Below are 11,666 nucleotides of genomic sequence, written 5' to 3' on the forward strand. Positions count from 1 at the left end.
ACACCGCAGCAGGGAGGAATGGGAAATGCTTGAAGAGGCGCTGAAAAAAGGCTTTCGCGGCGACATCATGTTCGACACCGCGTCACGTGGGCGTTATTCGACGGATGCGTCTATTTACCAGATCACCCCTAAAGGGGTGGCGGCGCCGACGGGGCGCGAAGACGTGGAGATCGCGCTGGCGGCGGCCGCCGAATCGGGTGTGCCGCTGACGGGCCGGGGTGGCGGCACCTCGCAATGCGGGCAGACGGTCAACTCGGGCCTGATTCTGGACAACGCGCGGTATTTCAACGGAATCATCGAGCTGGACGTCGAGAATCGCCGCGTGGTGGTGGAGCCCGGCATCGTGCTGGACGAATTGAACCGGGCGCTGAAGCCGCACGGGCTGTGGTATCCGGTGGATGTCTCGACCAGTTCGCGCGCGACCATCGGCGGGATGGCGGCGAACAATTCCTGCGGGGGGCGGTCGCTGCGCTATGGCACGATGCGCGACAATGTCCGGTCCATCGACGCGGTGCTGCATGACGGCAGTTTCGCGCATTTCGGTCCGGTTTCGCGTGACGCGCTGCGGGGTAACGGCACGTTCGACCGGATCGCGGCGGACATGCTGGACCTGGGTGAGGAGCACACGGCGCTGATCGACGCGCGGTTTCCCAAGCTGACGCGGCGGGTGGGGGGCTACAACCTCGATTCGCTGGTGCCCAACGGCGAGGACGTGAACCTGGCGCATCTGCTGGTCGGGTCGGAAGGGACGCTGGCCTATTTCACCGCCATCGAGCTGGACCTGTGGCCGCTGGTGGGCGACAAGGTGCTGGGCATCTGCCACTTCCCCACCTTCTACGAGGCGATGGACGCCACGCAGCACCTGGTCAAGCTGGACCCGTTGTCTGTTGAACTGGTCGATTCGACAATGATCGGGCTGTCGCGGCAGATCCCGATGTTCCGACCGACGATCGAGCAGGCGGTGCGCGGGGAGCCTGCCGCGCTGCTGCTGGTGGAATTCGACGAGGGTAGCGCGGAGGGCAATGCCGCCAAGCTGAAGGCGCTGCACGAGACGATGGGCGACCTTGGGTTCGACTGGTCGCATGACGGCAAGGGCTGGGGCGGCGTTACGGATGTGACCGACGCCCGCCTGCAGGCGCAGGTGACAGAGGTGCGCAAGTCGGGCCTCAACATCATGATGTCGATGAAGCAGGAGGGCAAACCCGTCTCCTTCGTCGAGGATTGCGCGGTCGAGTTGAAGGATCTTGCGGAATACACGGCCGGCCTGACCGAGATCTTCGAGAAGAACGGCACGCAGGGGACGTGGTATGCCCATGCGTCGGTCGGGTGTCTGCACGTGCGGCCGGTCTTGAACCTGAAGCTGGACGAGGACGTCAAGAAGATGCGGTCGATTGCCGAAGAAGCGTTCGACCTGGTGGCGCATTACAAGGGGTCGCATTCGGGCGAGCATGGCGACGGGATCGTGCGGTCGGAATTCCATGAAAAGATGTTCGGGCCCGAGATCACCACGCAATTCCTGCGGGTGAAGGACCAGTTCGATCCGGAGCGCCGCTTCAACCCCAACAAGATCGTCGAAGCGCCGAAGATGGATGACCGGTCGCTGTTTCGCTACACGCCGGACTACGAGGTGAAGCCGCTGAAGACCGCCTTTGACTGGTCGGCCTATCCCGGCGCGGGCGGCGGGTTCCAGGGCGCGGTCGAGATGTGCAACAACAACGGGGCCTGCCGCAAGCTGGCGGGCGGGGCGATGTGCCCGTCCTACCGCGCGACCCGCAATGAACGAGACGTGACGCGGGGCCGGGCCAACACGCTGCGGCTGGCGCTGTCGGGGCAGTTGGGGCCGGATGCGCTGACCTCGGACGCGATGGCCGAAACGCTGAAATTCTGCGTATCGTGCAAGGCGTGCAAGCGCGAATGCCCGACCGGCGTCGACATGGCCAAGATGAAGGCCGAGGTGACGGCGGCCCGGGTCGAGAAACACGGGCTGGGCCTGCACGAGCGGCTGGTGGGCTACATGCCGGATTACGCGCCCTACGCCGCGAAGGTGCCGTGGCTGATCAACATGCGTAACAGCATCCCGCTGCTGGCCCGGCTGATGGAAAAGCCCACCGGCTTTGCCGCGTCGCGGAAGCTGCCGCACTGGTCGTCCAAGCCGTTCCGCGACAGCGAGGCACAGGACGAGAACCCGGATGTCATCCTGTTTGCCGACATCTTCAACCGGTATTTCGAGCCCGAGAACCTGCGCGCCGCGCTTCGGGTGCTGCGGGCCGGCGGCAAGCGTGTGGCCGTGGCCACCGACGGCCAGTCGAAGCCTCTGGACAGCGGGCGGACCTACCTGTCGACCGGCCTGATGGAGAAGGCACGCAAGACCGGCCAGCGCCTGCTGGATGCGCTGGCGCCGCATGCCGAGAAAGGCCTGCCCATCATCGGGCTGGAGCCGTCCTGCCTGTTGACCCTGCGCGACGAGATCCCGGCGCTGTTGCCTGGCACACAGGCCGAGACGGTGGCGGCGCAGGCGCGGATGCTGGAAGAATACATCGCCGAGGCCGCCGAGGCCGGGGATTTGACGCTGCCGCTGAAGCCCGTGGGCAAGCCGCTGAAGCTGCATGGTCACTGTCACCAGAAAGCCCATGACGTGGTGCCGGCGATCCAGCGCACGCTGGCGCTATTGCCTGAAACCGATGTCGACATTATAGAATCCAGTTGCTGCGGTATGGCCGGGTCTTTCGGCTATGGCGTGGAAACGGAGGAAGTATCGCGCAAGATGGGGGAGCTGAGCCTCTTTCCAGCGGTGCGCGAGGCCGGGGATGCGATCATCGTGGCGGACGGCACGTCCTGCCGCCACCAGATCGCCGACGGGACGGAGCGCGAGGCGTTCCATGTGGCGCGGGTGCTGGACATGGCGCTGGAGGGACGGGGGAGATGAACGTGCAGAACAAGGGCGTTCAGACGCTACGGCGGACATCGCTGCACCAGGAACTGGCCGACGGGGTGCGGGAGCTGATTGTCAGCGGCCAGCTTGCGCCGGGCACGAAGGTGCCGGAGCGCGAGCTGTGCGAGATGTTCGGCGTGTCGCGGACCCCACTGCGCGAGGCGCTGAAGGTGCTGGCCTTCGACCGGCTGGTCGTGCTGGAGCCGAACCGCGGCGCCTGGGTCAGCCAGATCACGCTTGGCGACCTGGAAGAGGTGTTCCCGGTGATGGGCGCGCTGGAGGCGCTGTCGGGAGAGTTGGCCTGCGAACGGATCACGGATGAGGAAATCCGCACGGTCCGCTCTTTGCATGACGAGATGGTGGGCCATTTCGAGGCGCGGCGGCTGGCCGAGTATTTCGATCTGAACCAGCAGATCCACGAGGCCATCCTGGCCGCCGCCCGCAACGAGACGCTGACCGTGCAGTACCGGTCGCTGGCCACGCAGGTGCGTCGGGCGCGGTTCGTGGCCAACATGACCGATGCGCGGTGGAAAAAGGCGACCGAGGAACACGAAGAGATCATGGCATGCCTCGAGGCGCGAGACGGCGCCGGGCTCGCGTCGATCCTGCGCCAGCATCTTCAGAACAAGTTGGAGACGGTGCGCGACTGGCTGATTGCCAACGGCGCAACGGACTGATCCGAGCCGGCCCGGCCAAGTGACGGGCGCTTTTGCATATTCCTGAGACTGGCATCCGAGGTTGCCCGGGGAGGGCCGGGCGCGCGGTGGCGGACGTCCGAAGTCCGCGCGGTCCGGCACGCGAATCCATCACACGCGTCACGCTCTCGCACGACGCTCCGATAGCGCATAAACTCCCGGAAACAGTGGTGAGCCGTGCAGGATTCGAACCTGCGACCCACTGATTAAAAGTCAGTTGCTCTACCAACTGAGCTAACGGCCCACTAGGCGGCCTATCTAGAAAGAGGGGACAGGGGGGTCAAGCCCCAATTGCAGGGAATTTTCCGCTGTGGCTGGATTCGTCGCGACGGGCGCTTTATATGCGCGGCCATGAGCGATGCGCAGGATACCGGGTTGCCCTTCATGAAGATGCATGGGCTGGGAAACGACTTTGTCGTGGTGGACGCGCGTGCGCGAGTGGTGGAGGTCACGCCGGCACTGGCGCAGGCGGTCGGAGACCGGCACCGCGGGATCGGATTCGATCAGTTGGCGGTGATCCGTCAGGGCGCGGATGACGTCGATGCGCACCTGGAATTCTGGAACAGTGACGGCACGCAGGCCGGGGCCTGCGGAAACGCGACGCGGTGTATTGCGCGGTTTCTGCTGAATGAGACGGGCCGTGACAGGCTGCACCTGACCACGGCAAGGGGGGACCTTTACGCGGTGGATGCAGGCGACGGTCTGACCTCGGTCAACATGGGGGCGCCCTTGCTGGAGTGGGACGGGGTGCCGCTGGCCGAGGAGATGGACACGTTGGAGCTGCCCATCGAGGGCGGGCCGGTGGCCACCGGCATGGGCAATCCGCACTGTACCTTCTTCGTCGAGGATGCCGAGGCGATTCCGCTGGAGAGTTTCGGGCCGCGGTACGAGCATCATCCGCTGTTTCCCGAGCGGACCAACGTGCAGGTGGCCAGTGTGGTCGGCCCCGATCACATCCGGATGCGGGTGTGGGAGCGGGGCGTGGGCCTGACGCTGGCCTCGGGGTCTTCCTCCTGTGCTGTCGCGGTGGCGGCGGCGCGGCGGGGGCTGACAGGGCGCGATGTGCGGATCGACCTTGATGGCGGAACGCTTCGGGTCGAGTGGCGCGAGGATGGCGTCTGGATGACCGGGCCGACCGTGCATGTCTGTGACGGGGTGCTGACGCCCGATTTCCTGAGGGCCGCGTCATGAGCGCGCCGGTTTTCACAACGCTGGGCTGTCGGCTGAACGCTTATGAGACGGAAGCCATGAAAGAGCTTGCCGGCGAGGTGGGTCTGGAGAATGCCGTGGTGGTCAACACCTGCGCGGTGACCGCCGAGGCGGTGCGCAAGGCGCGGCAGGAGATTCGCAAGCTGCGGCGCGAGAACCCCGAGGCGCGGCTGATCGTGACGGGCTGTGCAGCGCAGACAGAGCCCGAGACGTTTTCCGCGATGAACGAGGTGGATGCCGTGATCGGCAACACCGAGAAGATGGTGCGCGACACCTGGGCCGGGTTGGCGGCGGACTTCATCGGCGAGACCGAGGCGGTTCAGGTCGACGACATCATGAGCGTCACCGAGACGGCGGGGCACCTGATCGACGGGTTCGGCACGCGGAGCCGGGCCTATGTGCAGGTGCAGAACGGCTGTGACCATCGCTGCACCTTCTGCATCATCCCTTACGGTCGCGGCAACTCGCGCAGCGTGCCGGCGGGCGTGGTGGTGGACCAGATCAAGCGGCTGGTCGACCGGGGCTATAACGAGGTGGTGCTGACCGGCGTGGACCTGACAAGCTGGGGCGCGGACCTGCCGGCGGAACCCAAGCTGGGCGATCTGGTGATGCGGATCCTGAAGCTGGTGCCGGACCTGCCGCGGTTGCGGATTTCGTCGATCGATTCGATCGAGGTGGACGAGAACCTGATGCAGGCGATTGCAACCGAAGCGCGGCTGATGCCGCATCTGCATCTGAGTTTGCAGCACGGAGACGACCTGATCCTGAAACGGATGAAGCGGCGGCATTTGCGGGATGACGCGATCCGGTTTTCCGAGGAGGCGCGCAAGCTGCGCCCCGATATGACCTTTGGCGCTGATATTATCGCCGGGTTTCCGACGGAGACCGAGGCGGCGTTCGAGAATTCGCTGCGGCTGGTCGAGGAGTGTGGGCTGACCTGGCTGCATGTCTTCCCCTATAGCCCGCGCCCGGGCACCCCGGCGGCACGGATGCCACAAGTGGACGGGCGGGCCATCAAGGAGCGGGCGGCGTGGCTGCGGTCGGCGGGTGAGGCGCGCGTGGCGCGGCATCTGGACGAACAGCAGGGACGGGTGCATCAGGTGTTGCTGGAGAATGCCCGGATGGGCCGGACCGAGCAGTTTACCGAGGTGACGTTTGGCAGTGATCAGCCTGAAGGGCAGATCGTGTCGGCCCGCGTGACCGGGCATGACGCGGCGCGGCTGACGGCGGACACGGCCTTGTGCTAGCGGGCGTGGTGCGTGCGGGGTCTTTTCCGCGAGCCATCGCAGCGCTTTGATTGTGACAGGGACAATTCTTTGCTGGCCGTGACGGAGGTCGTTGCGACATGGTGAGCGCAAAGGAGACCCGCCATGCATCCCAACCCGATCTTTCGCCAGACCCCGGAGGCGCGGAATGTCGCGTTCGCGCGGGCGCAAGGCTTTGGCGTGCTGGCGGTCGCGGCGGAGGGGGCGCCGCTGATGAGCCACGTCCCGTTCCTTTTGTCCGAGGATGGGGCGGTGGCGGAGTTTCACCTTGTGCGGTCGAACCCGATTGCGCGGGCGCTCTCCGCGCCCTTGCATGCACGGCTGGCTGTGGTGGGGCCTTACTCTTACGTGTCGCCGGACTGGTACGGGGCGGAGGACCAGGTGCCGACGTGGAATTACGTGGCGGTGCATCTGGTGGGTGACATGGAGTTGCGGCCGCAGGACGAGATGCACGATTTGCTGGACCGGCAGTCGGCGCAGTTCGAGGATCAGCTCTTGCCGAAAGCTCCTTGGACAATGGAAAAGATGACGCCGGACGTGCTGGACCGGATGATGCGGCAGATCGTGCCCTGCCGGATGCGGGTGGACGAGATCCACGGCACATGGAAGCTGAATCAGAACAAGTCGGATGACGTGCGCCTGCGGGCCGCCGAGGCGGTGGACGCATCGGGCATAGGCGTTGAGACCGGGGCCTTGGCGGCGCTGATGCGCGATGCGGGCAGCTAGACCACTGACCATCGAGGGCGTAGCTTTGGGAAGAATCGGAAGGACATGAATGATGCAACTGATCTCTGCCAAGCCGTCCCCCTATGGGCGCAAGGTGAAGGTGACCCTGATCGAGACCGGGCTGATCGACCAGGTCGAGATTGTCGAGGTTATGACAACGCCGGTGGCGACCGATGCGACGGTGGCGGCGGCGAACCCGGTGGGCAAGATCCCGGCGCTGATCCGGGACGAGGGGCCGACTCTGTATGACAGCAGGGTGATCTGCCGTTACCTGGATGCGCGGGCGGGCACGAAGCTCTATCCCGAGGGGCGGATATGGGAGACGCTGACACTGGAGGCGACGGCGGACGGCATTCTGGATGCGGCGCTGGCGATGGTCTACGAGCGGCGGGTGCGGCCCGAAGACATGGTGTATGAACCGTGGATCGAGGCGCAGTGGGAGAAGGTCGCGCGCAGCGTGGCGGCGATCAATGCGCGGTGGATGAGCCATCTGCGCGGGCCGCTGGACGCCGGCCAGATCGCGGTGGGCTGTGCGCTGGGCTATCTCGATTTCCGGCTGGATGACCGCGGCTGGCGCAAAGGGAATGACGCGCTGGCCGACTGGTTCAAGGCAATTGCCGAGCGCGACAGCATGAAAGCCAGCGCACCCGACTGAGTCAGAAGATGAAGTCGTCGGCGGCAAGCGGCGCTTCGAGCCCGGTGAAAATGATCGAGTCACCGCCGCCGAGGTCGATCAGCGCCTGATCGCCGGAATAGGTGATAAGGCCTTCGATGTCGGCGAAGGAGGTGAAGCCGAAGCCGCCGATCCCGACCTGGTCGATGCCGGTCTCGAAATTGTCGATCACGTCTTTGCCGTTGCCCTGGATGAAATAGACCGTGTCCACATCGCCATCGTCTGTCAGGTAGATGAAATCGTCGCCCGTGCCGCCGAACACGATATCGACGCCGTCGCCGGTGTGGATGCTGTCGTTGCCGGCCTCGCCATAGAGATTGTCGTCGCCCGCGCCGCCCACGACCACGTCATCGCCGCCATTGGCGATGATTACGTCGTTGCCCAGCCCGCCGAACACGCTGTCGTTCCCCGCGCCGGTTTCGATCGTGTCGTCGCCGGCGAAGCCGTAGTATCGCGCGCCATCTGCCGTGTTGGTGTCAAAGATATGGTCGTCGTCTTTCGTGCCGTGCACCTCGCCGGGCAGGACGCGGCCGCCGGGCGCGCCATCGTGGCTGTCTTCACCATCGGTGAAATCGCCGGGCAGGCCGGGGCGGTCGCCCAAGCTGAAAATGCCGTCATTGGGGGACTTCGTGCCGGTTAAGTCGTCGCTGGCACTGTCGATGAACTGGAAGCTGTCGCGTTTCATTGTGTGGTCCTCCGCGTTGAATATGACCCTGTGTCGGGTCGCGGAGCCGAAGCGTTCAAAGAAAGCGGCCCGGGGTGGAGACCCCCGGGCCCTTTCATGTGGCTCAGGTCAGCAGGCGCCGCAGCGGCGGGATGCGGGAGATTACCAGCACGTCAAACGCGATGACCGCGATCAGGGTCAGGCCCGCCAACGGGAAGGCCAGCGACACCAGCAGCCCCACCAGCACCGCGCCGGACCAGAGCGGCATGTTGGACGGCATCGGCGGCGGGGCGAGGCGGGCGCTGCCTGACGGGCGGCGTTTCCACCACATGACCACCGCTGTGACGCAGAGCATCAGCACGGTCAGGCAGAAGGCGGTGTTGGCCAGAACGCTCCACAATCCCAGCGTGCCCATGTGCAGCGCAATGCCCACGGCCATGGCCTTGCCCGCCAGCGAGTAATCCTCGTACCGGATGTCGGCGAGGATCTTTCCGGTGTAGCGGTCCACGTGGGTGGTGCGGTCGGTCGTCGGGTTCACGTCGTCGGTGTTCATCGAGTCCCGCCCGAAGGTGTAGACGCCGGTGTCGCCCGAAGGCAGGTTCATCTGGTAGCGTCCGTCAAAGCCGATCCGGCGCGCGAGCGCATCCATGCTGTCGATATTGACCGGGGTGCCTTGGGCGAGGCCGTCGGTGCCGGCCATGCTGCCCGACGCGGGCAGAGGCGTCTGTTCCAGCACCCAGGGCACGTCGGCGCGGCCCGCGTTGAGGCTGGCATGGGTGGCGTCGGAAAGGGGGGCACTGTCCCATTTCTCGGTCGGGAACTGGCTCCAGGCCTGGACCATCTTGGCGCCCCAGATACCCGTCCATGACAGGCCCGAGAGCAGGAAGAAGGTGAGGATGATCGAGATCCAGAACCCCGCTGCGCCGTGCAGGGCACGCCAGCCGGCGCGGCCCCGGCCCAGACGGGGAAGCAGTGCCTCGCGCCAGGTGCCGCCGCCACGAGGCCACCACATGTAAAGGCCGGTGGCGATCAGGACCATGCCGATGGAGGCGGCGATTTCCAGCATCCGGTCGCCGGTGACGCCAAGCCTGATGTCGCTGTGCAGGCTGTCGGCAAAGTCGTACCAGCCGCTGCGGCGCGGCCAGCTTTGGATGACCTCGGCGGTATAGGGGTCGATAGCGACCAGCTGAGGCCCCGAGGCATCGTCGACGCGGAAGACGGCGGCGACATCATCGGTGCGGGGCGCGATGTAGGCGCGCAATTCGCCGCCGGGAATGGCGGCCAGCGCCGCCTTGGCCTGGTCCGAGACGGCGGTGGGCGCCTTCAACGCGGTAACGGGGATGCGTTCGCCGTCGCGGCCATCAAGATGCGCGATCCAGAGCATCATCAGGCCGGTGATGGCCAGAAGGGCGAAGAAGGGGATGACGTAGAGCCCGGCGTAGAAGTGCCAGCGCCACGCGGCGCGGTAGAGTTTCTGCGGATCATGCGCAGCGGTCTGGGCCGCGCCCATGGGGGTAGGGTCGGAAACCATGAGGTTCTCCTTTGAAATGAAGCCGTTGGGTAAGTGCAGTCAGATCAAAGGTATGCAGGCGGTGCGCGGGGTTGCGCCGGAGGGAAGCCGGGGCGCGGAAGCGGGGCTGCCGCGTGGATGCGAACCGCGTCGCGATGGGTGGCGCGGATTGTGCGCGCAGCGACGATCGGGGCGATGACCGGATCGGCGGCTTTGGCATGTGTGACCCAGGGGCAGGGCACGTCCTGCGCCTCGACCGGGGTGCCGGTTTCATCGACCGTGATGCTGCGCTGGGCGTCGCCGGTACACAGCACGACGGTGATGCCGCCGGGCTGGAACTGGGGCATGGTGCCCGGCGCGAAGGACGAAAAGGCGGTGAAGACGGACAGAAACGCCCAGAGCAGCATCAGGCCGATGCTGCGGGTCGCGCCGGAGCGGGGAGGGCGTTTCGTGGTCATGCAAGGTCAATAGCGCGCGCCAAGGGAGCGCGCCAGACCTCAGAAGCTGTAGCTGATGCCAAAATTGACCGCGTGGGTCAGCAGGTCGGTGCTGAGGCGGCCATCGGGCTGTCCGGGGTCGCCGTCGATGGTGATGTCGTTCTCGGAATACGTCATCTGGTATTCGCCGAAGAGCGCCCAGCTTTCAGTGAAGTCGTACTTGATGCCGGCGATGCCGCGCACGGCGATGCCGGTGTTTTCGTAGTCGTAGGTCCGGTTGGTCGCGCCAACGGCCAGCGCGTCCACATGCGGAACGGCCACACCGAGGCCGCCGCCGACATACGGCGTGAAGCGGCCCTGGTTGAACGCGCCCGGCCAGCGTTTCATCACGTTGGCGGTAAAGATGTTGTGGCCGTCCGACAGCTCGAACCGGCTGAGGCCCACGGCGGCGGCGTCACCGGCGGGCATGTAGGCCTTGGTGTGTGTGCCCTCAAGCCCGAAGCCCCAGTTGGTGTCGGTCCAGTACATGACGCGGCCACCGTAGTAGATGGGCGCATCGAAAGGCTTGCCTTCCCAGCCGATATTGCGGTTGAACGCAGCGCCACCGTTGGGCAGGACACCACTGGCGGAGCTTTCGGTCACGCCTTGCGCACCAAGATAGAAGCTGAGCTCGATCTCGGCGGCGGCGGGGCTGGCCATGGCGACGAGGGCGAACAGGGAAACACGAGCGGAATTCAGCATGATACGGGCCTTTGAAACAGAAGGGCGGGTTGCAACCGTCCTTACACCCATGGGCAGACCCTCACAAGCGCGACAGATGAGCACCCTCTTCAAATGATTGGCATTGTGCACTGGACGCCTCAGGCAAGCTTGGATAAATACGCGCATGATCGCGGTTTGAGCGGAGTCGTCCGTCTGCCGCATACGGGGATTTGCCTAGAAGGCTCAGACAGATTGGAGATTGGCTCGTGTCCCACGCAGAAGACCACGAAGGTACACGCAGAGATTTCATCTACTACGCAACCGCAGGCGCGGGTGCCGTGGCGGTCGGGGCAGCGGTTTGGCCGCTTGTCAACCAGATGAACCCCTCTGCAGACGTCCAGGCGCTCAGTTCGATCCGTGTGGATGTATCCGGTGTCGACCAGGGCTCGCAACTGACGGTGAAATGGCTGGGCAAGCCGGTCTTCATCCGCCGCCGCACCGAGGCCGAGATCGAGGCCGCGCGCAGCGTGGATGTCTCGAGCCTGCCCGACCAGGTGGCGCGCAACGAGAACCTGCAGGGCGAGGCTGCGGCAACCGACGAGAACCGCGCGCTGGACGAGACCGGCGAATGGCTGGTTCAGATCGGCGTCTGCACGCACCTTGGCTGTGTGCCGCTGAGCAATGCCGGCGATTACGTGCTGGACAGTGGTGTGGGCGGCTGGTTCTGCCCCTGCCACGGGTCGCACTACGACACGGCGGGCCGAATCCGCAAAGGCCCCGCGCCGGAGAACCTGCCGGTGCCGGTTGCAGAATTCGTCGACGAAACGACCGTTAAGCTGGGATAAGGAATAAC

11 protein-coding genes and 1 tRNA gene are annotated in these 11,666 nt (G+C 65.4%); 7 read left to right on the top strand and 5 right to left on the bottom strand.

The features are described 5' to 3' along the window. Positions 1 to 25: 25 nt before the first annotated feature. On the top strand, positions 26 to 2,926 hold the full coding sequence (locus tag RBB18_RS07475) for an FAD-binding and (Fe-S)-binding domain-containing protein (protein WP_306110766.1): 2,901 nt from the start codon (positions 26 to 28) through the stop codon (positions 2,924 to 2,926). Continuing rightward, positions 2,923 to 3,609 (top strand): GntR family transcriptional regulator, encoded by a 687-nt coding sequence (locus RBB18_RS07480; RefSeq protein ID WP_103762838.1) that lies wholly within the window; start codon positions 2,923 to 2,925, stop codon positions 3,607 to 3,609. Before RBB18_RS07475 ends, RBB18_RS07480 begins: the two co-directional genes overlap by 4 nt. 186 nt (positions 3,610 to 3,795) lie before the next feature. Here the strand turns inward: RBB18_RS07480 and RBB18_RS07485 are convergent. Next, positions 3,796 to 3,871 (bottom strand) — tRNA-Lys (locus RBB18_RS07485). 107 nt (positions 3,872 to 3,978) lie between these two features. Here RBB18_RS07485 and dapF point away from each other — a divergent pair. From dapF to RBB18_RS07505, 4 genes are all read left to right on the top strand, one after another. Then, entirely contained in the window at positions 3,979 to 4,818 is an 840-nt protein-coding gene (gene dapF, locus RBB18_RS07490; protein ID WP_306110765.1) for a diaminopimelate epimerase, read from the top strand. Further along, positions 4,815 to 6,083: a tRNA (N(6)-L-threonylcarbamoyladenosine(37)-C(2))-methylthiotransferase MtaB gene (mtaB, locus tag RBB18_RS07495; protein WP_306110764.1), complete on the top strand. Its 1,269-nt coding sequence runs from the start codon at positions 4,815 to 4,817 to the stop codon at positions 6,081 to 6,083. Before dapF ends, mtaB begins: the two co-directional genes overlap by 4 nt. Before the next feature lie 123 nt (positions 6,084 to 6,206). Beyond that, complete coding sequence (locus RBB18_RS07500) at positions 6,207 to 6,827, top strand: FMN-binding negative transcriptional regulator (protein ID WP_306110763.1); 621 nt, start codon at positions 6,207 to 6,209, stop codon at positions 6,825 to 6,827. Positions 6,828 to 6,879: 52 nt separating this feature from the next. Then, a complete protein-coding gene (locus RBB18_RS07505) occupies positions 6,880 to 7,482 on the top strand; it encodes a glutathione S-transferase family protein (RefSeq protein WP_306110762.1) in 603 nt (200 codons plus the stop codon). 1 nt (position 7,483) lies between these two features. On the opposite strand, the gene RBB18_RS07510 is transcribed toward RBB18_RS07505, so the two are convergent. From RBB18_RS07510 to RBB18_RS07525, 4 genes are all read right to left on the bottom strand, one after another. Continuing rightward, complete coding sequence (locus RBB18_RS07510; RefSeq protein ID WP_306110761.1) at positions 7,484 to 8,185, bottom strand: calcium-binding protein; 702 nt, start codon at positions 8,183 to 8,185, stop codon at positions 7,484 to 7,486. Between the two features lie 103 nt (positions 8,186 to 8,288). Next, positions 8,289 to 9,695 (bottom strand): PepSY domain-containing protein, encoded by a 1,407-nt coding sequence (locus tag RBB18_RS07515; RefSeq protein WP_306110760.1) that lies wholly within the window; start codon positions 9,693 to 9,695, stop codon positions 8,289 to 8,291. 44 nt (positions 9,696 to 9,739) lie between these two features. Next, positions 9,740 to 10,132, bottom strand: coding sequence for a hypothetical protein (locus RBB18_RS07520; RefSeq protein ID WP_103762844.1), 393 nt, complete (start codon positions 10,130 to 10,132; stop codon positions 9,740 to 9,742). Between the two features lie 39 nt (positions 10,133 to 10,171). Further along, positions 10,172 to 10,852, bottom strand: a complete 681-nt coding sequence (locus RBB18_RS07525; RefSeq protein ID WP_103762845.1) for an outer membrane protein — start codon at positions 10,850 to 10,852, stop codon at positions 10,172 to 10,174. Positions 10,853 to 11,079: 227 nt separating this feature from the next. Between RBB18_RS07525 and petA the strand changes: the two genes are divergently transcribed. After that, complete coding sequence (gene petA / locus RBB18_RS07530) at positions 11,080 to 11,658, top strand: ubiquinol-cytochrome c reductase iron-sulfur subunit (protein WP_103762846.1); 579 nt, start codon at positions 11,080 to 11,082, stop codon at positions 11,656 to 11,658. The last annotated feature ends 8 nt before the right edge of the window (positions 11,659 to 11,666 follow it).

The sequence above is a fragment of the Roseovarius sp. MMSF_3298 genome (assembly GCF_030733705.1).
GTDB classification, from domain to species: domain Bacteria; phylum Pseudomonadota; class Alphaproteobacteria; order Rhodobacterales; family Rhodobacteraceae; genus Roseovarius; species Roseovarius confluentis.